The organism is Xanthobacter pollutisoli, assembly GCF_040044995.1.
GTDB lineage: Bacteria > Pseudomonadota > Alphaproteobacteria > Rhizobiales > Xanthobacteraceae > Xanthobacter.
This window is the reverse complement of record NZ_JBDZDP010000003.1, coordinates 391,600-412,340: the sequence shown is the minus strand read 5'-3', so window position 1 is coordinate 412,340 and position 20,741 is coordinate 391,600. Positions and strand designations below refer to the sequence as shown.

At 69.1% G+C, this 20,741-nt stretch carries 23 protein-coding genes; 9 read left to right on the top strand and 14 right to left on the bottom strand.

Annotated features, from left to right (window positions below; translation table 11 throughout):
* Positions 1-16: 16 nt before the first annotated feature.
* Positions 17-1,018: an AAA family ATPase gene (locus ABLE93_RS10720; protein WP_348839774.1), complete on the bottom strand. Its 1,002-nt coding sequence runs from the start codon at positions 1,016-1,018 to the stop codon at positions 17-19.
* A 377-nt stretch (positions 1,019-1,395) separates the two neighbouring features.
* On the opposite strand from ABLE93_RS10720, the gene ABLE93_RS10715 reads away from it, so the two are divergent.
* Genes ABLE93_RS10715 through ABLE93_RS10700 form a run of 4 tightly spaced genes read left to right on the top strand, consistent with a single transcriptional unit; the run spans position 1,396 to position 4,270 of the window.
* Complete coding sequence (locus ABLE93_RS10715; RefSeq protein ID WP_348839773.1) at positions 1,396-2,037, top strand: DUF1285 domain-containing protein; 642 nt, start codon at positions 1,396-1,398, stop codon at positions 2,035-2,037.
* Between the two features lie 30 nt (positions 2,038-2,067).
* Positions 2,068-2,745 carry a CoA pyrophosphatase gene (locus ABLE93_RS10710; RefSeq protein WP_348839772.1) on the top strand — a complete coding sequence of 226 codons (678 nt, stop codon included), beginning with the start codon at positions 2,068-2,070 and terminating at the stop codon, positions 2,743-2,745.
* Complete coding sequence (locus ABLE93_RS10705; protein WP_348839771.1) at positions 2,745-3,005, top strand: DUF6111 family protein; 261 nt, start codon at positions 2,745-2,747, stop codon at positions 3,003-3,005. Before ABLE93_RS10710 ends, ABLE93_RS10705 begins: the two co-directional genes overlap by 1 nt.
* Positions 3,002-4,270, top strand: coding sequence for a CCA tRNA nucleotidyltransferase (locus tag ABLE93_RS10700; RefSeq protein WP_348839770.1), 1,269 nt, complete (start codon positions 3,002-3,004; stop codon positions 4,268-4,270). The genes ABLE93_RS10705 and ABLE93_RS10700 overlap by 4 nt, the downstream gene beginning before the upstream one ends.
* Positions 4,271-4,297: 27 nt before the next feature.
* Here ABLE93_RS10700 and ABLE93_RS10695 read toward each other — a convergent pair whose 3' ends face one another.
* The 4 genes from ABLE93_RS10695 to ABLE93_RS10680 all read right to left on the bottom strand — a co-directional run bounded on the left by ABLE93_RS10695 (position 4,298) and on the right by ABLE93_RS10680 (position 7,387).
* On the bottom strand, positions 4,298-4,510 hold the full coding sequence (locus ABLE93_RS10695) for a DUF2158 domain-containing protein (RefSeq protein ID WP_348839769.1): 213 nt from the start codon (positions 4,508-4,510) through the stop codon (positions 4,298-4,300).
* Positions 4,511-4,581: 71 nt separating this feature from the next.
* The gene (gene hemF, locus ABLE93_RS10690) at positions 4,582-5,508 is read right to left on the bottom strand and encodes an oxygen-dependent coproporphyrinogen oxidase (RefSeq protein ID WP_348839768.1); all 927 of its coding nucleotides are present in this window, start codon (positions 5,506-5,508) and stop codon (positions 4,582-4,584) included.
* A 63-nt stretch (positions 5,509-5,571) separates the two neighbouring features.
* On the bottom strand, positions 5,572-6,036 hold the full coding sequence (locus ABLE93_RS10685) for a tRNA (cytidine(34)-2'-O)-methyltransferase (protein ID WP_348839767.1): 465 nt from the start codon (positions 6,034-6,036) through the stop codon (positions 5,572-5,574).
* A gap of 37 nt (positions 6,037-6,073) precedes the next feature.
* Entirely contained in the window at positions 6,074-7,387 is a 1,314-nt protein-coding gene (locus ABLE93_RS10680) for a beta-1,3-glucanase family protein (protein WP_348839766.1), read from the bottom strand.
* Between the two features lie 353 nt (positions 7,388-7,740).
* Here ABLE93_RS10680 and petA point away from each other — a divergent pair, with 353 nt between their 5' ends.
* From petA to ABLE93_RS10665, 3 genes are read left to right on the top strand one after another with little or no spacing between them, the layout of a single operon-like run.
* A complete protein-coding gene (petA, locus tag ABLE93_RS10675; protein ID WP_348839765.1) occupies positions 7,741-8,268 on the top strand; it encodes a ubiquinol-cytochrome c reductase iron-sulfur subunit in 528 nt (175 codons plus the stop codon).
* A gap of 37 nt (positions 8,269-8,305) precedes the next feature.
* Complete coding sequence (locus tag ABLE93_RS10670) at positions 8,306-9,580, top strand: cytochrome b (RefSeq protein WP_348839764.1); 1,275 nt, start codon at positions 8,306-8,308, stop codon at positions 9,578-9,580.
* Positions 9,581-9,600: 20 nt separating this feature from the next.
* Positions 9,601-10,446 carry a cytochrome c1 gene (locus tag ABLE93_RS10665; protein ID WP_348839763.1) on the top strand — a complete coding sequence of 282 codons (846 nt, stop codon included), beginning with the start codon at positions 9,601-9,603 and terminating at the stop codon, positions 10,444-10,446.
* A 108-nt stretch (positions 10,447-10,554) separates the two neighbouring features.
* Here the strand turns inward: ABLE93_RS10665 and ABLE93_RS10660 are convergent, their stop codons facing one another.
* Positions 10,555-10,956, bottom strand: coding sequence for a VOC family protein (locus ABLE93_RS10660; protein WP_348839762.1), 402 nt, complete (start codon positions 10,954-10,956; stop codon positions 10,555-10,557).
* A gap of 108 nt (positions 10,957-11,064) precedes the next feature.
* On the opposite strand from ABLE93_RS10660, the gene ABLE93_RS10655 reads away from it, so the two are divergent.
* Positions 11,065-11,601, top strand: coding sequence for an adenine phosphoribosyltransferase (locus ABLE93_RS10655; protein ID WP_348839761.1), 537 nt, complete (start codon positions 11,065-11,067; stop codon positions 11,599-11,601).
* Between the two features lie 9 nt (positions 11,602-11,610).
* On the opposite strand, the gene radC is transcribed toward ABLE93_RS10655, so the two are convergent.
* Together radC and map are read right to left on the bottom strand one after the other, a co-directional pair.
* Complete coding sequence (gene radC, locus ABLE93_RS10650) at positions 11,611-12,315, bottom strand: RadC family protein (protein WP_348839760.1); 705 nt, start codon at positions 12,313-12,315, stop codon at positions 11,611-11,613.
* A gap of 9 nt (positions 12,316-12,324) precedes the next feature.
* Entirely contained in the window at positions 12,325-13,152 is an 828-nt protein-coding gene (map, locus tag ABLE93_RS10645) for a type I methionyl aminopeptidase (RefSeq protein ID WP_348839759.1), read from the bottom strand.
* A 195-nt stretch (positions 13,153-13,347) separates the two neighbouring features.
* On the opposite strand from map, the gene mutL reads away from it, so the two are divergent.
* On the top strand, positions 13,348-15,183 hold the full coding sequence (gene mutL / locus ABLE93_RS10640; protein WP_348839758.1) for a DNA mismatch repair endonuclease MutL: 1,836 nt from the start codon (positions 13,348-13,350) through the stop codon (positions 15,181-15,183).
* 15 nt (positions 15,184-15,198) lie between these two features.
* Here the strand turns inward: mutL and ABLE93_RS10635 are convergent, their stop codons facing one another.
* The 6 genes from ABLE93_RS10635 to ybgC form a co-directional block, all read right to left on the bottom strand.
* Positions 15,199-15,987 (bottom strand): inositol monophosphatase family protein, encoded by a 789-nt coding sequence (locus tag ABLE93_RS10635; RefSeq protein WP_348839757.1) that lies wholly within the window; start codon positions 15,985-15,987, stop codon positions 15,199-15,201.
* Positions 15,988-16,123: 136 nt separating this feature from the next.
* Complete coding sequence (gene tolB / locus ABLE93_RS10630; RefSeq protein ID WP_348839756.1) at positions 16,124-17,434, bottom strand: Tol-Pal system beta propeller repeat protein TolB; 1,311 nt, start codon at positions 17,432-17,434, stop codon at positions 16,124-16,126.
* A gap of 169 nt (positions 17,435-17,603) precedes the next feature.
* Entirely contained in the window at positions 17,604-18,548 is a 945-nt protein-coding gene (gene tolA, locus ABLE93_RS10625; RefSeq protein WP_348839755.1) for a cell envelope integrity protein TolA, read from the bottom strand.
* A gap of 12 nt (positions 18,549-18,560) precedes the next feature.
* Entirely contained in the window at positions 18,561-19,019 is a 459-nt protein-coding gene (gene tolR / locus ABLE93_RS10620; protein WP_348839754.1) for a protein TolR, read from the bottom strand.
* Positions 19,020-19,022: 3 nt separating this feature from the next.
* On the bottom strand, positions 19,023-19,634 hold the full coding sequence (tolQ, locus tag ABLE93_RS10615; protein WP_510183009.1) for a protein TolQ: 612 nt from the start codon (positions 19,632-19,634) through the stop codon (positions 19,023-19,025).
* A 496-nt stretch (positions 19,635-20,130) separates the two neighbouring features.
* A complete protein-coding gene (ybgC, locus tag ABLE93_RS10610; RefSeq protein ID WP_348839752.1) occupies positions 20,131-20,640 on the bottom strand; it encodes a tol-pal system-associated acyl-CoA thioesterase in 510 nt (169 codons plus the stop codon).
* Between the last annotated feature and the right edge of the window lie 101 nt (positions 20,641-20,741).

Here is a 20,741-nt window from a genome sequence, read left to right as displayed (position 1 = left end):
GCCGCCCGTCCGGCGCTCAACCGAGCCGCTCGGTGAGGCGGCGGATGATGTGGGTGACGCTCTCGCCCTCGGCGCGGGCGGCGAAGGTCAGCGCCATGCGGTGCTTCAGCACCGGCTCGGCGAGGGCGACCACGTCGTCGAGGGAGGGGGCGTACCGGCCGTCCAGCAGGGCGCGGGCGCGCACCGCCAGCATGAGCGCCTGGCTGGCGCGCGGGCCGGGACCCCAGGCGATGTAGCGCTGTTCAGGCCCTTCGGCGCCGGGACGGGCCGAGCGCACGAGGGTGAGGATCGCCTCCACCACCGAATCGCCCACCGGCAGGCGGCGCACCAGGCGCTGGGCCGAGACAAGGTCGTCCACGGCCATGGCGGCGCGGGGCTTCTGCTCCTCGGCGGAGGTGGTCTCGAACAGGATCTTCCGCTCCGCGTCGCGGTCGGGATAATCCACGTCGATCTCCATGAGGAAGCGGTCGAGCTGCGCCTCGGGGAGGGGATAGGTGCCTTCCTGCTCCAGCGGATTCTGGGTCGCGAGCACGTGGAAGGGCTTGGGCAGGTCGTGCCGCTCGCCGGCGACGGTAACGTGATATTCCTGCATGGCCTGCAGCAGCGCTGACTGGGTGCGCGGCGAGGCGCGGTTGATCTCGTCCGCCATCAGAAGCTGGGCGAAGATCGGGCCCTTGATGAAGCGGAAGGCGCGGCGGCCGCCGGCGGTCTCCTCCAGCACCTCGGCGCCGAGGATATCGGAGGGCATCAGGTCCGGCGTGAACTGCACGCGGCGGGCGTCGAGCCCGAGCACGGTGCCCATGGTGTCCACGAGCTTGGTCTTGGCGAGGCCGGGCACACCCACCAGCAGCGCGTGGCCGCCGGCGAGGATGGTGATGAGCGCCCGCTCCACCACCGTCTCCTGGCCGAAGATGACGGCAGAGATGGCGGTTCGCGCGGCCTTCACATGGGCGGCGGCGGCTTCGGCATTGCGGATGATCATCTGGTCGAGGTCGAAGGTCTCGCCGGCAGCCGACATCTCAACGTCTCCTTCTACGCCACGCGCCCGGGCCACGGGCGTTTACGCTGCGCGCTCTCGAGACAGGCTTGCCGCGAAAAGCGGCAACATGAAGCCCCGACTGCACGCTCCGGTTCATGCTCCCGGTTTTCGCCAGTGGCGGATGCTCCGATCCCGGCGGGCGGGGTGCGGCCGATCCGTCCCTCGACTTCAGGCGAGAGCACACGCTGTCCGACGACCTGCGACGCCGGCCGTCGACGCGAACTCTGGCAAACGTCGCGCCACCCGGACACAGAGCTTACGATAAGATCGAGCCCCGTCGAGCCCCGTCCCGGACGGCCCACTCACGTCATCGCGAGCGCCCCGATGCCGGCGCCGCGCGTGCCGAAGGAGATGAAATGCCGGCCTCCGCCCCCGACGCGCCCGAGCCCGCTGCCTCCCCGATCCAGGCCGATTCCTCAGCGGCCGGGCGGCTTGATGCCCTGCTGGAGGCGGCCCGGGCCGCCGGCGGCCGCGGTCCCGCCCCGGTCGAACGCTGGAACCCGCCGGATTGCGGCGAGATGGACATTCTTATCCGCGCCGACGGCAGCTGGCTCTATATGGGCACGCCCATCGGCCGGCCGGCGCTGGTGCGCCTGTTCGCGTCGGTACTCGCGCGGGAGGGCGAGCGCTTCGTGCTGAAGACGCCGGTGGAGAAGGTGGGCATCAAGGTGGAGGACGCCCCCTTCCTCGCGGTCGACATGGCGGTGGAGGATGCGGCCGAGGGCCGCACCCTGGTGTTTCGAACCAATCTGGATGACCTCGTCCGCTGCGGGCCTGACCATGGCCTGCGCTTCGCCGCTGGCGCCGAGCCGGGGGAGGTGGTGCCCTATGTGCATGTGCGCCGGGGACTGGAGGCGCGGCTCTCCCGGCCCGTCCATCTTGATCTCATGGAGATGGGGGAGGTGCGGGAGGAGGGCGGCGTCCCCATGTTCGGGGTCGCGTCCGGGGGGCTCTTCTTCCCCATCCTGCCGGCGGCCGATCTGGGGATGGCGGAATGACGGGACGTTTGCGATGACGGGGTTCGCCCAATGACCCATTCGACCGAGGGCGCCGGGACGTCAGACGCCCGCGCCGACGGCCTTGCCGATTTCCTCACCCGCGCCCAAACGCGTCTGCTGCCGGCGCCTCCGCCCTTCTATTCGCCGGCGACCTATCTCTCCCTCAACGGCGATCATGCGCTCCAGCCGGAGAAGGAGGCGCTCATTCCCGACGTGCCCCCCCGCCACGCCGCCGTTCTGGTGCCCGTGGTGGCGCGGCCCGATCCCACCATCCTCCTCACCCTGCGCTCGGCCCATCTGTCCCAGCACGCAGGGCAGGTGGCATTTCCCGGCGGGCGGGTCGATCCCGGCGACAGGGACGAACTGGCCGCCGCGCTTCGCGAGGCACAGGAGGAAGTGGGGCTGGAGGCGCGCTTCGTGCGCCCGCTCGGCTATCTCGACGGCTATCTCTCCGGCACCGGCTTCTGGATCGTCCCGGTGGTGGGGCTAGTGGAGCCGGGCTATGACCTAAGGCTCAATCCCGCCGAGGTGGACGAGGCCTTCGAGGTGCCGCTCGGCTTCCTCATGAGCCCGCGCAATCACGAGCGCCAATCGCGCGAGTGGAAGGGCACCCTGCGCCATTACTATGTGATGCCCTACGAGGGCCGGAACATCTGGGGCGCCACCGCCGGCATGCTGCGCAATCTCTACGACCGGGTCTATGCCTGATGGCGCGCAGCATCCTCATCGAGCTGGCGCTGTTCCTCACGCCGTTTGTGCTCTACGGCGCCCTGCTTCTCGCCACCAAGGGCTCGGTAGTGCCGGCCCACTGGTCGCCCCGCGCCCTCGCGCTCGTCGCTGCCTCCGCGGTGGTGCTGGTGGTGCTCGGCCTGTTCGTGTTCGAGCACGGCCGCGTGGCGCCGCCCGGCAGCCATTACGTGCCGGCGCAGACCAAGGACGGGGTGTTCGTGCCCGGGCATTTCGAATGAGTGCGCCGGCCTCCGTGGCCGACGCGGCCTTCTGGTCGACACCCGGCCTCGGGGCGGTGTTGGCCGCCCTCAACGCGCAGGGCGAGGAGGCGCGGGTGGTGGGCGGCGCGGTCCGCAACACGCTGCTGGGCCTTCCCGTCACCGACGTCGATATCGCCACCACCGCCCTGCCCGAGGTGGTGGTGGAGCGGGTGCGCGCCGCCGGCCTGAAGGCGGTGCCCACGGGCATCGCGCATGGCACGGTGACGGTGGTCGCCGCCCACCACGGCTTCGAGGTCACCACCCTGCGCGAGGACATGGAGACCGACGGGCGCCGCGCCGTGGTGCGATTCGGCCGCAGCTGGGCGCACGATGCCGAACGGCGCGATTTCACCCTCAACGCTCTCTATGCCACCGCCGACGGCACGGTGGTGGACCTCGTGGGCGGCCTCGCCGACCTCGCGGCGCGCCGGGTGCGCTTCATCGGCGACGCCGAGGCCCGCATCCGCGAGGACTATCTGCGCATCCTGCGGCTGTTCCGCTTCCACGCCGCCTATGGTGCGGGCGCCGTGGACGAGGCGGCCTTCTCGGCGGTGGTCGGGCTGCGCGCGGGGCTTCTGAGCCTGTCGCGGGAGCGGGTGCGCGCCGAACTCCTCAAGCTGCTCATGGCGCCCGGCGCCGCCGCGACGCTCTCAGTCATGAGCGACGCCGGCCTCATCCAGCCCTTGCTTGCCGGCCTTGCCGACGTGCGGGTCTTCCGCCGGCTGGAAACGCTGGAAGGCGAGTGGCGCGCCAAGGGGTGGCCGGCACCGCCGGACCCCATCCGCCGGCTCGCGGCGCTTGCCGTGCGGGTGGCCGACGATGCCGAGCGGCTGCGGGACAAGCTGCGCCTCTCCAATGCCGAAGGGCGCCGCCTGGCGTCCATGGCGCTCCCCCTCGCGGATCCCGCCGACGACCGCGCGGCGCGGGCCTTGATCTACCGGCAGGGCGCGGATGCAGCGTGCGACGCGGCGCTGCTCGCTTTGGCGCGCGGGCGGGCGGGAGCGGAGAATGAGCCGCTTGAAGCCGTCGGGCGCGTCGCAGCGGCGTGGAGCGCGCCGCGGCCGCCGTTCGCGGCGGCGGACCTGATGCAACTCGGCCTGCCTGCCGGGCGCCAGCTCGGGGCGGCGCTGGCGCTCGCGGAGACGGCCTGGATCGCGGCGGATTTTCCGCTGGACGAGACCGTCATCGACGGCCTCCTGCGGGAGGCGATGGCGCGGGCCACCGCCGCGGGCGGCCCGGCCTGAGCAGAGCGTAACGGGAGCGGGAGGCGCTCAGTCCTCGTCTTCTTCCTCGTCCTCGTCTTCCTCGTCGAAATCGGCGACGTCGAGCTTTTCCACCGCCACCGAGGGGAGGGTGTCCTTACGGAACTCGCTCACGTCCTCGGCGTACCACACCACCGAGATCTCGGTCTCCGAGGCGGTGACGACGGTGAGGGCGGGGCTGCCGGACTTGAGCTGAACGATGTCTCCGGGCGCGAGCGCCATGGCTGTGTCTCCGTGTTCGGCGTTGCGCGCCGCCGCGGGACCAGCCTTAGCCAGCGATCATGACGGGCGGATCACGGCCACTTCACCACCGGTGGCATGGAGGAGAGGATGGAGTCCACATTGCCCCCGGTCTTCAGCCCGAAGATGGTGCCGCGGTCGTAGAGCAGGTTGAACTCCACGTAGCGGCCACGCCGGATGAGCTGCTCCTCGCGGTCCGCCTCGCTCCAGGGTGTCGCCATGTTGGCGCGCACGAGACCGGGATAGACATCGAGGAAGGCGAGGCCCACCTCGCGGGTGAAGGCGAGATCATCCTCCCAGCGGCCGGTGCCGGCGCAGGCGCTGTCGAGATAATCGTAGAAGATGCCGCCGATGCCGCGCATCTCGCCGCGGTGTTTCAGAAAGAAATACTCGTCGCACCACGCCTTGTAGCGCTCGTAGTCGGCGACCTTGTGGGCGGCGCAGGCGGATTGAAAGGCGCGGTGGAAGGCGAGGGTGTCGGCATCCTCCTGCGTCCGCCGCCGTTCGAGCACGGGGGTGAGGTCTGCCCCGCCGCCGAACCACGCCTTGGTGGTGACCACGAAGCGCGTGTTCATGTGCACCGCTGGCACATGCGGATTGGTCATATGGGCGATGAGCGAGATGCCCGAGGCCCAGAAGCGCGGGTCCTCGGCGGCGCCGGGGATCTGGTTGCGGAACTCAGGAGCGAACTCGCCGAAGACGGTGGAGGTGTGCACGCCCACCTTCTCGAACAACCGTCCGCGCATGAGTGCCATGGTGCCGCCACCGCCCGGCGCGCCGGTGTGGTCGGTGCGCGTCCAGGGCGTGCGCGCAAACCGGCCGGCAGCGCCATCGTAGAGCGCCGGATCGGCCTCGTCCTCGAGCGCCTCGAAGGCGGCGATGATGCGGCCCTGCAGGTCCTCGAACCAGGCTCGGGCCGTCGCGCGGCGGGCGTCGAGGACCGCGTCGTCGGGACGGTCCGCTTGGAGGGGCTCGGACATGATGCGCTCCGCTGGCGGCTCTTGGCAGAGCGTTCTAGCCCCAGCAGGCGGCGAGGAGAAGGCTCAGCCAGGAAGGCCGCCGGTTTGCCGCAAGGCCTCGGCAAGGGCGATGCCGGCACTGACCGCCACGTTCAGCGAGCGCACGCCTCGCCGCATGGGTATGGCGATCCTCGCATCGGCGGCGGCATGCACCTCCGCCGGCACGCCCGCCGATTCCCGGCCGAACAGCAGCATGTCGTCCGGCTGGAAGCGGAAGTCGAAGAGCGGCGTGCTGCCCCGGGTCGTCATCAGCACAAGGCGTTGCCCCGCGTCCCGCCGGACGGCGTCGAAGGCCAAGAAGGAGGCGTGGCGGTGCCAGCGCACCTGGTCGATATAGTCCATGCCGGCGCGGCGGAAGCCGGCGTCGCCCACCGGGAAGCCCGCCGGCTCGATGATGTGGACCTCAGCGCCGAGGCAGGCGCCGGTGCGCAGGATGGTGCCGGCGTTCTGCGCGATGTCGGGGCAATAGAGCGCGACGTGCAAACCCATGGCGATGCAGGCCGCGCTCCCTTTCATACGCCGCGGGTCACTTGCAACTCATGGTCGCCATGCTGGCGCTCAGGGGCAGGAGGGTCAAGGTGACCGAGGTGGGGTCGGTCAGGGAGATGTTGCTGCTGCGGGCGCACACGTCGTCATAGGGAAACGTGTAGGCGCCCTGGTTGATGGAGAGGGCGTGGATGGTGCTGGAATAGAGGTTCTGGGGCGGCAGCGCATAGGGGACGACGCCCTGGCAGGTGGAGAGCGAGCTCGTCGTCGTGTTGAGGAAGGTGGAGCGCAGGAACGCCGCCTGGATGTATTTCTGCAGGCCGGGGACCGCAGCGGCCGGTCCGCCCGCAGGCGGCGCGCCATTTTGCCAGACGTAGAGCGTGCTCGGCTTGTTGAAGAGATTGGGCGGGTTCGAGGTGTTAGGCGTCAGCACCATCTGGCCGTTCTGCACCTTGCCGGTATAGAGCGTGCCGTCGTCTGCCTTGATGCTGAAGGTCTTTCCCGGCTTCGCGAAGGTTGTGAACACCTTGTCGATATAGCTGTCGAGCTGGTTGTTGGGAAAATAATTGGCCTGCGATGGAGCGAGGGCCATCGCGTGTTCGGGCGCGATGATTCGGATGGGCCGCTTCTTGGCGTCGTAGACGACGAGGTTGTTCCACGGCTTCGTCGCCAGGCCCGGCACGACCAGGACGCTGGTCGCCTTGTTCTTGAAGCCGGAGACCAGGGTCGTCGCCTTGCCGCCGGGCTTGCCGCTCAGCGAGAGCGTCATGGGAATGCTCAGGCTGTCCACCTGGGTGGTGTCGATGTCCATGGACGAGCCGGTGCCGGCGGGGACCCAGTCGAACTCGGCGAAGTCCAGCACGGTCTGGAAGTTCTTGTCGGTGGGCACCCACGGGGCCGGAGTGTTCGGCGCGATCTGCGGCGGCACGTCGCCGGTCTTGCTCGCCGTGGTCCAGGCCGGTGCGCAGAAGGACACGTAGATCCGCGCCGAGCTCATCTGCGGGATATGGAAGGTGTAGGTCTGCGCGCTGGTGGAAAAGCCGTAGTTGGTGGGCGTCGGGTTGACCGTGAACGGCTTAACGTTGCCGTTGGCGTCGCTGTAGATATGGACGCTAGTGTCCGACGGCTTGCGCCCGAGGACCGTGATGTACATCGGGCCCTTGATGCCGGTGTCGTTGACCACCGTGACGGGGAGCGTCTGGGCCCGGGCGGCCGGCGCCAGCGCCGCGGTGACGAGTGTCGCGGAGGCAAGTGTCGCGGTGCCAAGTCTCGCGGTGGCGAGCGCCGCGGTGGCGAGCCTGGCGCGGGCGCGCGCCCTGACGCGCGTGCTGGCTTCGATGGGCCGTGTCGTCATGCTTCCCCCCACCCGTTCGTCATGAGCGCGCATCCGCGCGCCGCGCAGCGTAGTCAAGCCCCGGCGAGACAGGCAATCTTAAACTGTACCGTTGGCCGACCGACCGCCGGCGCCCGATTTTGCGTCACGGTCCGGTCGCAGAGGCGCCTGAGCGGCAGCGGGGAAGGGACGCGGAGCAGGACCGCGTGCCGCATCGCCACGATCTGGACAAGATGAGGCGGGGGTGCAATTAGAGGCGCTTGAAAGTGGCGGCTCGCGGGTCCACGCGGCCGCCGCACACGCGTGTGCCGGGTGCTTTGTCAGGAAGCACCGCCCGGTTCGCGCCGCGAAGACAACAGATCGGGGACTGCGCCGTGGCACATACGGAGACGTCGGACACGACGACGCGTCGGGACTTCCTCTATATCGCGACGGGCGCCGTGGGCGCCGTCGGGGCGGCCGCGATGGTCTGGCCGTTCGTTTCCCAGATGCAGCCCGACGCCTCCGTGCTCGCGCTCTCCACCACCGAGGTGGACCTCTCCCCCATCGCCGAGGGCCAGATCGTCACCGTGCAGTGGCGCGGCAAGCCGATCTTCATCTCCCACCGCACCCCGGCGGAGATCAAGTCGGCGCAGGACGTGCCGCTCTCCGCCCTTCCCGATCCCCAGCCCGACCAGGACCGCGTCAAGGCGGGCAAGGACCAGTGGCTGGTGGTGATCGGCATCTGCACCCACCTCGGCTGCGTGCCGCTGGGCCACCAGGGCCAGTACAACGGATGGTTCTGCCCCTGCCACGGCTCGGTCTATGACACCTCGGGCCGTATCCGCCAGGGACCCGCCCCGCTGAACCTCGCGCTCCCGCCCTACGCTTTCACCACCGACACCAAGATCGTGATCGGCTGACGCGCGCTTCGTCGCCGCTTTCAAAAAGGTTGGACCCATGGAAGGACATTCCACCTACCAGCCCAAGGGGAAGGTCGCGCAGTGGTTCGAAAGCCGCTTGCCGATCGTCGGGCTGATCCATTCCTCGGCCATCGCCTATCCGGTGCCGAAGAATCTGAACTACATGTGGACCTTCGGTGCGATCCTGACCTTCATGCTGGTCTGCCAGATCGTCTCCGGCGTGGTGCTGGCCATGCATTACGTGGCCTACGGCCCGGTCGCCTTCGCCCGCGTCGAGCACATCATGCGCGACGTGAGCTACGGCTGGCTCATCCGCTACATCCACGCCAACGGCGCCTCGATGTTCTTCATCGCGGTCTACATCCACATCTTCCGCGGCATGTACTACGGCTCCTACAAGGCGCCCCGCGAGGTGCTGTGGATCCTCGGCGTCATCATCTACCTGCTGATGATGGCCACCGGCTTCATGGGTTACGTTCTGCCCTGGGGCCAGATGTCGTTCTGGGGCGCCACCGTCATCACCAACCTGTTCTCGGCCATCCCGTGGGTCGGCGAGACCATCGTGCAGTGGCTGTGGGGCGGCTACTCGGTCGGCGACCCGACCCTCAACCGCTTCTTCTCCCTGCACTATCTGCTGCCGTTCATGATCTTCGGCGTGGTCATCCTGCACATCTGGGCGCTGCACCACGTGGGGCAGAACAATCCTGACGGCATCGACATCAAGAACATCCAGAAGGACTCGGTGCCCTTCACCCCCTACGCGACCCTCAAGGACGCGTTCGCGATGGTGGTGTTCCTGATCTTCTTCTCCTGGTTCATCTTCTACATCCCGAACTATCTCGGCCATTCGGACAACTACATTCCGGCCAACCCGCTCTCCACCCCCGCGCACATCGTGCCTGAATGGTACTACCTGCCGTTCTACGCCATCCTGCGCTCCATCCCGGACAAGCTCGGCGGCGTGGTGGCCATGTTCGGCGCCATCGTGGTGCTGGCCTTCCTGCCCTGGCTCGACACCTCCAAGGTGCGCTCGGCCAAGTATCGCCCCCTGTTCCGCCAGTTCTTCTGGGTGTTCGTGGTGGTGGCGGTGGGCCTCGGCTATCTGGGCTCGCAGCCGGCCGAGGGCGGCTACGTCATCGCCTCGCGCATCCTGACGGCCTATTACTTCATCCACTTCCTCATCATCCTGCCGCTGCTCGGCCTGTTCGAGCGCCCCAAGCCCCTGCCGGCCTCCATCGCGGATGCGGTGCTGGCCAAGACCAAGGGCGGAGCGGTGGTGGTCGCCGGGGCGGCTGGCCCCGAGACCAAGTGACCGGCGCGGAGAGAACAGCAATGACCATCCGTAGCAGTCTCTTCGGTGCCGTCGCGGCGGCGCTGGTGCTCGTGTCGGGCGCCGCGGGCGCCCGGGCCGAGGATGCCCACGCCCAGCCGCGGCCGGAACGCATGTCCTGGTCCTTCGCCGGTCCCTTCGGCCTCTACGACCAGGGCCAGCTCCAGCGCGGGTTCAAGGTGTTCAAGGAAGTGTGCGCGGCGTGCCACGCGGCGGACTACCTCTACTTCCGCAACCTCGCGCAGGAAGGCGGCCCGGGATTCTCCGAGGCCCAGGCCAAGCAGGTGGCGAGCGAGTACCAGATCACCGACGGCCCCAATGACGCCGGCGACATGTTCCAGCGTCCCGGCCGCCTGTCGGACCACTGGCCGGCGCCGTTCCCCAATGCCAACGCCGCCCGCGCGGCGAACGGCGGCGCCCTGCCGCCCGACCTGTCGGTGATCGCCAAGGCCCGCTCCTACCACGTGGGCTTCCCCGGCTTCATCACAGACGCCTTCATCCAGTACCAGGAGCACGGCGTGGACTATATCCACGCGCTGCTGACCGGCTACGTGGATGCGCCGGCCGACGCCCATGTTCAGCCGGGCCTGCACTACAACACCTATTTCCCCGGCCACCAGATCGCCATGCCGAAGCCGCTCAGCGACGGCCAGGTGGAATATTCCGACGGCGCGCCGCAGACCGTGGACCAGTATGCGCAGGACGTGTCCGCCTTCCTCATGTGGGTGGCGGAGCCGCATCTCGAGGCGCGCAAGCGCATCGGCTTCCAGGTGATGATCTTCCTCATCATCTTCGCCGGCCTGCTCTACTTCACCAAGAAGAAGGTGTGGTCGCACGTCTCGCATTGAGTGCGGCGCACTGGGCGCCCGCGCCGATGCGATCGGAAGGGCCCCGCGCGGGGCCCTTTTTCGTTGGTGCCGGCCGCTGTCCGGTGGCCCGGCCCCAGGCCGTTCGCCTCAGCCCTGCGCCCAGGGATCGTAGGTGCCGAAGCTCCACAGATGGCCCTCGCTGTCGCGGGCGGAATATTCCCGAGCCCCATAGGAGGTGTCCGCCGGCGGGCGGACGATCTCGGCGCCCGCGGCCACCGCCCGGGCGTAATGGGCGTCCACGTCGGCGACCCGCACATAGAGGCCCACCGGCGTGGTGCTCCACGGGTTGGACGGGTCGGGCACACCCGAGCCGAGCATGACCATGCCGGTTCCGAACGAAAGCTCCGCATGGGCAATGTCGCCCTCCGCCCCCGTATGAACGGCCCGCCGGGTGAGGCCGAATGCCTGCTCCAGGAAGGAGATGGCGGCCTGCCCGTCGCGATAGCGCAAGGCGGGGAAGATGGGACTTCTGTCGCTGCCGTCGGTCATCGCTGCCTCCCGTCGCGTCCGGACGCCTGCCCGCCGCAGCCGCATCAACGCGCTTTCCTCGGGACCGGTCCAGCCCTATTGAAGCCACGTCCTCTGCCGGAGCCCGCCATGACGCCCGACGATTTCGCCGCCTCGATCCGCACCATCGCGGACTATCCCAAGCCCGGCATTCTGTTCCGCGACATCACCACGCTGCTCGGCGACGCCCGGGCCTTCCGACGGGCGGTGGACGAACTGGTGCAGCCCTGGGCCGGGGCGAAGATCGACAAGGTGGCGGGCATCGAGGCGCGCGGCTTCATTCTCGGCGGCGCGGTGGCGCACCAGCTCTCCGCCGGCTTCGTGCCCATCCGAAAGAAGGGCAAGCTGCCCCACCAGACCGTGCGAATGGCTTACGCCCTCGAGTATGGCGAGGACGAGATCGAGATGCATGTGGACGCCATCACCCCCGGCCAGCGGGTGCTTCTGGTGGACGATCTGGTCGCCACCGGCGGTACCGCCACCGGCGCGGTGAAGCTGCTCCAGACCTGCGGCGCCGTGGTGGAGGCCGCCTGCTTCATCGTCGATCTGCCGGACCTCGGCGGCGCCGACAAGCTGCGTGCCATGGGCGTCGCCGTGCGCACGCTGGTGGCCTTTCCCGGCCACTGAGGCCGCCGCTCAGATCAGCCGCAGGCCCTTGAGGCTGGCGTGTCCGTCCTTGCCGACGATGATGTGGTCGTGCACCTCGATGCCGAGGGGCTTGGCCACCTCGATGATCCGCCGCGTCATGTCGATGTCGGCGCGGGACGGCGTCGGGTCGCCCGAGGGGTGGTTGTGGCACAGGATGAGGGCGGAGGCCGAGACCTCCAGCGCCCGCTTCACCACCTCGCGGGGGTAGACCGGGGCATGGTCGACCGTGCCGGTCTGCAGCACCTCGTCGGCGATCAGCTGGTTGCGCTTGTCGAGGAACAGCACCCGCACCTGCTCGCGCTCGGCATAGGCCATGGCGGTTCGGCAATAGTCGATCACCGCGCTCCAGGAAGACAGCGCCGGCCGCCGCTTCACCTGCCCCTTGGCGAGTCGCTGGGCGGCGGCCTCGACGATCTTGAGCTCGGTGATGATGGCGTCCTTCACGCCGGGGATCTCGGCCAGCAGCGGCACTGGGGCAGCCACCACCTCGGCGAAGGAGCCGAAGCGGTCCACCAGCGCCTTGGCGAGCGGCTTCACGTCCCGCCGCGGCACGGCGCGGAACAGTACCAGCTCCAGCAGTTCATAGTCGGCGAGGGCTTGCGGGCCCGCCTCGCGGAAGCGGGTGCGTAGACGGTCGCGGTGCCCATGGAAATGGGGCGCCTCGTTCAGGCCGTCTTCCGGCGCTTCGGCCATCCGGCTCCCTCAGGCGGTGACGTAAGGCGGCTTGTGATAGCCCTTGGGGCTCAGGGTGAAGATCTCGACGCCGGTCTCCGTCACGCCCACCGCGTGCTCGAACTGGGCCGAGAGGGAGCGGTCGCGGGTCACCGCGGTCCAGCCGTCCGACAGCACCTTCACATGGGGTCGGCCGAGGTTGATCATGGGTTCCACGGTGAAGATCATGCCGGGCATCAGCTTCGGGCCCTCGCCGCGGCGGCCCACATGCACGATGTTGGGCTCGTCGTGGAACACCTGCCCCACGCCGTGGCCGCAGAAGTCGCGCACCACGCTCATGTGCTGCGGCTCGACGAAATCCTGGATCGCAGCGCCGATATCGCCCACGTGGCCACCCGGCCGGATGGCGCGAATGCCGCGCATCATCGCCTCATAGGTCACGTCGAGCAGCCGCTCGGCCCGGCGCGGAACGGCGCCCACGGGGTACATGCGGCTCGAATCGCCGTACCAGCCGTCGAGCACCAGCGTCACGTCCACGTTCACGATGTCGCCGTCGCGCAGCGGGCGGGCGTTGGGCATGCCGTGGCACACCACATGGTTCACCGAGGTGCAGACCGAGTAGCGATAGCCGCGGTACATGAGCGTCGCGGGAAAGGCGCCGTGGTCGAGGGCGAACTCGAAGATCAGCTTGTCGATCGCGGCCGTGGTCACGCCCGGCGCCACCAGCTCGGCCACGGCATCGAGCGCTTGGGCGGTGAGGGCGCCGGCGCGGCGCATGCCCTCGAACCCTTCGGGTCCATAGAGCTTGATGTGACCGGTCTTGCGCAGCGGCGCATTGGCCGCCTCGACATAATTCATCGTAATGCCTCGGGGCGGTGCCTGTGCGCCGCCCGGTGTCTTGATCTCTTCCGACAGAATTAGGCGAAGCCGTCGGCAAAGCAAGCTTTGCAGTGGCGGCTCCCGGGGCAGAGCCTTGCCACGGGCGGATTTGCGGCGTTTCGCCCGGCCCGCGGGCGGCCTTAAGATCGGCCCAGCCGAATCGTATGGATCGCCATGCCCATCCGCCGCCTTCCGCCCGTCCTCATCGACCGCATCGCCGCCGGCGAGGTGGTGGAGCGGCCGGCCGCGGTGGTGAAGGAGCTCACCGAGAACGCCATCGACGCCGGAGCGCAGTCGGTGGAGGTGGTGATCCAGGGCGGCGGGCGGCGCCTCGTGCGTGTTACCGACAATGGCGCGGGCATGGGCCCGGACGATCTCGCCCTCTGCATCGAGCGCCACGCCACCTCCAAGCTCTCGGGCGAGGACCTGCTCGCCATCGCGACCCTGGGCTTCCGCGGCGAGGCCCTGCCGTCCATCGGCGCCGTGGCGCACCTTGCCATCACCAGCCGCCCGCCCGGCACCGCGCATGCGTTCGAGATCAGGGTGGACGGCGGGGTGGTGACGCCGCCGCGTCCGGCGGCGCTGGGTGGCGGCACCCGGGTGGAGGTACGCGACCTGTTCTATGCGACTCCCGCGCGGCTCAAATTCCTGAAGTCGGATCGGGCGGAGGGCGCCGCGGCGGCGGACGTGGTGCGCCGCCTCGCCCTCGCCCGGCCGGACGTCGCCTTCACCCTGGTCACGGACGAGCGGGCGCCCATCACCTTTCCCGTCCGGACCGCCGATGCCGAAGGACGCGCCGCGCGGCTTGCCGACGTGCTGGGCGCGGAGGCGGGGCGCAATCTTGTGGCGGTGGAGGGGGAGCGCGAAGGCGTGCGCCTGGAGGGTCTCGCGGGCCTTCCGACCTTCTCCAAGGCCAATTCGCTCAGCCAGTTCCTCTTCGTGAACGGCCGTCCGGTGCGCGACAAGCTGCTCATGGGGGCGGTGCGCGCCGCTTATTCCGACCTGCTACCGTCCGATCGCCATCCGGTGCTGGCGCTGTTCTTCACCCTTGATCCGCGCGACGTGGACGTGAACGTGCATCCGGCGAAGACCGAGGTGCGCTTCCGTGACGGCGGCAACGTGCGCGCCCTGCTGGTGCGTACCCTCACGCAGGCCCTGGGCGCGCGGGCGCCGTCCACCTCCGCCACCATCGCCGACCGGCTGGCGGCGCTGGCCCGCCCGGCCGAGAGCGCCGCGCCTTATCCGGCACCGGGCTATCGCGGCGGAGCGTTCGCGGGCTTCCGGCCGCCGCTGCCGGCGGACCACGACTGGCGCGCCTCGCCGGCGCGGCCACTGGCCTTCGGCGAGACGGAGCAGGCGCAGCTCGACATCGCCGAGCCCTTCGCTGACGCCCGGCCCGACGCCGCGCTCCCTGCGGCCGCGGACCTTGACCGGCCCCTTGGGGCGGCGCGGGCGCAATTGCACGAGACCTATATCGTCGCCCAGACCCGGGATGGCCTGGTGCTGGTGGACCAGCACGCCGCCCACGAGCGGCTCGTCTACGAGAAGCTCAAGGCGGCGCTGGTGCGCGACGGCGTCGCCAGGCAGGGATTGCTCATTCCGGCCGTGGTGGATCTCGACCCTGCCGACGCCGACCGCCTCGCCGAGCGTGCCGCCGACCTTGCCACCCTCGGTCTGGTGCTCGAGCCGTTCGGGCATGGGGCGGTGCTGGTGCGCGAGGTGCCGGCGCTGCTGAAGGAGGCGGACGTCGCCCGCCTCGTCGCCGACGTCGCCGAGCACGCCGCGGAATGGGACGACGCGCTGCCGCTGGAGCGGCGCCTGTTGCATGTGGCCGCAACCATGGCCTGCCACGGATCGGTCCGGGCGGGGCGGCGGCTCAGGGTGGAGGAGATGAACGCCCTGCTGCGCGAGATGGAGGCCACCCCCAATGCGGGGGAGTGCAACCATGGCCGGCCCACCTTCGTGAGCCTATCGCTCAAGGACGTGGAAAAGCTGTTCGCCCGGCGGTGAGCCCGCGGGCGGCGCTCAGGCCTTCTTCAGCAGCTTCTGCAGGTCGCGGTGGATGAGCTCGTTGCCGGCGACGATGTGGCCGGCGTCCAGCATCTTGTCGCCATTGTCCATGTCGGAGACGAAGCCGCCGGCTTCGCGCACCAGCACGATCCCGGCCGCCATGTCCCAGGACGAGAGGTTGCGCTCCCAGAAGGCGTCGAACCGGCCTGCGGCGACCCAGGCGAGATCGATGGCCGCCGAACCGGTGCGGCGCAGGCCGGAGACCTGGCCCTGCACCGCTTCCATCTCGCGGTTGAACTGGGCGTGGTCGCCCCGGCCCATGTGGGGCAGACCGCAGCACACCACGCAATCGGCGAGCTTGCGCCGGGCGGCGACGCGAATGCGCCGCTCGTTGAGGAAGGCGCCCTGGCCGCTCTCCGCCACATAGAGCTCGTCGCTCACCGGATTGAAGATCACCCCCGCCACCGGCGTGCCGTTGCGCACCAGGGCGATGGAGATGCAGAAAATCGGGATGCCGTGGAGAAAGTTGGTGGTGCCGTCGAGGGGGTCGACCACCCAGGTGTTGGCGGGATCGCTGCCCTCTACGGTACCTCGCTCCTCCATGATGAAGCCGTAGTTGGGCCGGGCGCGGGACAATTCGGCGTAGAGCGTGTCCTCCGCCTTGCGGTCGGCGGCGGAGACGAAATCCCCCGGACCCTTCATGGAGACCTGAAGCTGCTCCACTTCGCCGAAGTCGCGGGTGAGCGACCGGCCGGCCTTTCGGGCGGCCTGGACCATGACGGTGATGAGCGGCGAGCGGATCATGGGGCAACCTGAGGCAGGAGCATGGGGCAACGCGCCCGTGAACGCCGGGCCGGTTCGGCCAGCGTAAGCCGGGGTGTGCCCGCCTTGGGCACGGCCGTCAAGGCGGGAGCGCTTTTGGGGGGCGGGGAGGGGTCGCCTACGAGCGCAGCGGTGACCAGGCTGGATCGGAGCCGTAGCTCGGCGTGGGCAGCCGCTGCTCGTTATAGCCGGTCACGTCCACCGTGTAGAGCGACGGGCCGGAGGCGCCGCCGGGATCGCGGAAGAACATCAGCACGCGGCCGTTGGGGCAGAAGGTCGGCCCCTCGTTGTGATAGCCCTCGGTCAGCACGCGCTCGCCGGAACCGTCGGTGCGCATGACGCCGATGGCGAAGCGGCCTTCCGCCTGCCGGGTGAAGGCGATCCAGTCGCCCTTCGGCGACCAGACCGGCGTCGAATAGCGTGCATTGCCGAAGGAGATGCGCTTGGCGCCCGAGCCGTCGGCATTCATCACATAGATCTGCGAGGTGCCGCCGCGGTCGCTCTCGAAGCAGATCTGCCGGCCGTCCGGCGAATAGCAGGGCGCGGTGTCGATGGCGGCGGTGTCGGTGAGGCGGGTGGTGGCGCGCGAGCGCAGGTCCATCACGAAGATATTGGAATTGCCGCCCTGCTGCAGGGAGAGGATCACCTTCTGCCCGTCCGGCGCGAAGCGCGGCGCGAAGCTCATGCCGGGGAAGTTGCCGACGATCTCACGCTGTCCGGTTTCGATGTTGAGCAGATAGACCCTCGGGTCGCCCTGCCCATAGGACATGTAGGTGATTTCCTGGCTGGTGGGCGAGAAGCGGGGGGTGAGCACCAGGCTGTCGCCGCGGGTGAGATAGCTCACGTTGGCGCCGTCCTGGTCCATGATGGCCAGGCGCTTGACCCGCCGCTCCTTCTGCCCGCTTTCGTCGACGAAGACGATGCGGGTATCGAAATAGCCCTTCTCGCCGGTCATCTTCTCATAGACCGCGTCGGCGATGATGTGGGCGATGCGGCGCCAGTTGTCGGGCTGGGCGACGAACTGCTGGGCGGCGAGCTGCTGGCCGGCGAACACGTCCCACAGGCGGAACACCACCTGGAAGCGCCCGTCCTGCTGGCGCGTCACGCGGCCGGTGACGAGGGCCTGGGCATTGATGACCCGCCAGTCCTGAAAGCGCGGCGTATCGGGATTGGTGATCTGCTCGACGAAGGCCTTCGGGTCGATGGGCGCGAACAGGCCGCAGCGGCGCAGGTCCGCGGTGATGACGCCGGAAATCTGCCGGCCCATCTCCACCTCGCCGACGAGGTCGGTGACGGCGATAGGGATGGGCTTGAAGGCGCCGGGGGTGATCTCGATGCGGCCCTGGGCGAGGGCCAGGCCGGAGCCGGCGATGCTCGCACCCATCAGCGAGGCGGCCGCGCCGCCCGCGAGGAAGGCGCGGCGGCCCATCGCGACGGCGTTCCTGCCTGTCCCGGCTCCGCCCGCCCATGGGTCGTTGTCGGTCTGCCCGAAAGGTGCCGGCCGTCCACACCGCGTCATGCTCGTCCTCGTTGTTCTGGGGTCACACCGCGCCCGCCGTCGCAGCCGCAGGGGCCGTCGACGGGGCGCCGGCGCGCCGTCATTGGCTGAACATCTTGTCGCTGAGGGTGATGCCGAGGGTCTTCCACTCGGCATATTTCTCTTGCCGGAACATCTTGTAGGGCTGGCACTGCATGATGGCCCGCACGCCGATGCTGGCCACCGCCTGGAAGGTGGGATTGGCGGAGCCGGACTGGCCTGGGACCACCCGGGGCTGGGCCGAGAGCGTGCCGTCCTGGTTGAAATAGATGTCCACGTCCACCAGCGTCGGCGCGTTCAGATTGCCGGGGATCTCGGTCCAGCAGTCGCGCAGACGCCGCTTGAAGGCGTCGATCTCGCTTACGGACAACGCCACCGCCTGTCCGCTCGGCGCGCCGATGGACGAGGTGGTGGACACCTGATCCGCGCTCGCCACCTGGCGGCTGGGGGTGCGCTTGTCGATCAGCTGCTTGATCTGGTCGGTGTTGAACTCGCGCGGGGTCGCGTTGGCCTCGATCGGCTTGGGCTGCTCGCGGGGTGGGGCAGGCTTGCGCGGCGGCAGGGGCGGGGCGGCCTCGGCCTTTGCCTGTTCCTGCGGCTGCTCCTGCTTCTTCGGCTCATTCTTCAGCGCCACTTCCGCCGTTTCCTTGGGCGGCGGGGCAGGCTCGGCCTTGGCCTGGGTCGGCTGCTCGGCCTTCTGCGGCGGTGGGGGAGGCGGGGGCGGCGGCGGGGTGGTGGCCTCCACCGGCGGCTTCTCGCTGGCCTTGAGCTTGGGATCTTCGATGGGGGTGGGGGCGGCGACCTTCTCGGCCACCTGCTTCGGCTTCTCGGTCTTCTGGCCGGTCAGCGCGCCCTTGGTGAGCTTTGTGAACTCGGCGGAGGTGATGACGTCCACCGGAATGTCCTGCGTCATCGGCTCAAACGTCTTCGCCCCGGCGAACGACACCAGGGTGAGGACAAGGACGCCCAGATGGAGCGCCGTCGAGGCCGCGAGGCTCTTGCGCATGGGTCCTTCCGGTCAGCCTCCCTGCTCGATCTCGGTGACCAGCGCCACCTTCTTGAACCCGGCCCCCGACAGGCGGCCCATCACGCGCATGATCTGCCCGTAATTGGCATTCTTGTCGCCGCGGACGAAGATACGCTCCTCGAACCCGCCGCGGGCCTGCGTCACCGCTTGCAACTTCGAGACCAGATCCTCGTACTTGATCTCGCTGTCGCCGAGATAGATCTGGCCGTTGGGCCGCACCGAGAGGGTGATCGGCTCCTTGTTGTCCTGGTTCACCGCGCTCGCCTGCGTCTGCGGCAGGTCGATGGGCACGCCCACCGTGAGCAGCGGCGCCGCCACCATGAAGATGATGAGCAGCACCAGCATGACGTCCACCATGGGCGTCACGTTGATTTCGGCCATGACCGGCGGCGCGCGACGGCGCGAGCGCCGGCTCTGCCAACCTCCCGCTCCGCCCGAGGACATGCCCATGATTCAGCCCCGCTCGTCGATCTGGCGCGAGAGGATGGCGGAAAATTCGTCCGCGAACCCCTCCAGCCGCTGCGCCTGCCGCCCCATCTGCGAAATGAACTTGTTGTAGAAAATCGTCGCAGGAATGGCGGCAATGAGGCCCATCGCGGTCGCAAACAGCGCTTCCGCAATGCCCGGCGCCACCACCGCCAGGGAGGTGTTCTTGGACGCGGCGATGGACTGGAAGCTCGTCATGATGCCCCAGACCGTGCCGAAGAGGCCGATGAACGGACCGGCCGAGCCGACGGTCGCCAGCACCAGCAGGCCGGCCTCGAGCCGCTCCACCTCCCGGGCGATGGTGACGTTCATCACCTTGTCCAGGCGTTGGTTGAGGCCGGCGAGGGAGCGGGCGCCGCCCTCGTAGGTGCGTTTCCATTCGCGCATGGCGGCGACGAAGATGGCGGCCATGCCGTGGTTCGAGCGTCCGGCAAGGGTGCGGTAGAGGTCTTCCAGGCTCTGGCCGGACCAGAACACCTGCTCGAAGCGGTCCATCTCGCGCTTATTGCGGGTGTAGAGGGTCCATTTGTGGATGATGATGGCCCATACCCAAACCGACGCGACGATCAGGCCGATCATCACCAGCTTGACGACGAAATGGGCCTGGAGGAACAAGCCGAGGAAGGAGAAGTCGCCCGGCGGCGGGGCGACTGGCGCAGCCGCCACGTCCTGCGCGAGAGCGGGCAGGGCGCCGAGCAGCAGGAGCGCGGCGGCAATGGCCAAGGCCGGCGCCAGCTGCAAGCGCGACACGATGCCGGTTCGGCTCGTCTTCTCTGTCATACTCGGCTCCGCTGCCTGTCCGGCGGGACAGGCGCAACTGTGCTCGCAACGGCCATAGGGCCGCCGGAGCATCCGGCTCCCGCGCCGGCGACGCCGTGCGGGCATTTTTGCCCCGGATGCCCGTGTCAAGGTTCGGCGGCCCTTTGAACGGGCGAAACTGTCCAAACTTTGGCGGTCATGCCGGTTGTCGTTGCGGTGCGAAGGCGCAGCCGCGTGCGGAAGCTGTGCACGAACACGCTTAATAGGGCGTTAGCGCGGCCGTTCGCGGCGCAGGAAAGCCGGGCGGGGGGCGATTTCAGCGCCGGGCGACGCCCAGGCTCTCGGTCTCGCGGGCGTCGGCAAGGGTCGCCTGCCGCAGCGCATCGGGAATGCGCTTGGCACGGCCTTCCGAGACGAAGGCGACGCGCACATTGGCCGAAACGAGCAGCTCGCCGTCCCGTTTCACCTGCTGGAGCAAGGTGATGGAGGCGCCGGCGACCTCCTTCGACAGGGTCACCACCTCGAGCACGTCGTCGATGCGGGCGGGCTTCAGGAAGTCGATCTGCATGGAGCGGACGACGAAATGGAAGCCGGGGGCCTCTTCCGCCGCCTGGGCAAACAATTCGCCCTGCACCACGCCGAGGAGCCGCATGTAGTCCGAGCGGCCGCGCTCCATGAATCGCAGGTAATTGGCGTGGTAGACGATGCCGGAAAAATCCGTGTCCTCATAATAGACGCGCACATTGAGCGCGTGACCGCCGGGGACGAGGCGGCCGGCGAGCTGGAGATTGGGATCGGACGGGGAGGGAGTGGGGCGCTCGATCATGGCGCCCTCATAAACGAGACCGCGCCCCTTGTGAACAAAGGGCGCGGTACGGCCAGCACGGACCATCGGGGGGCGTTAGGCGCCGCGCCGGCATGCAACCC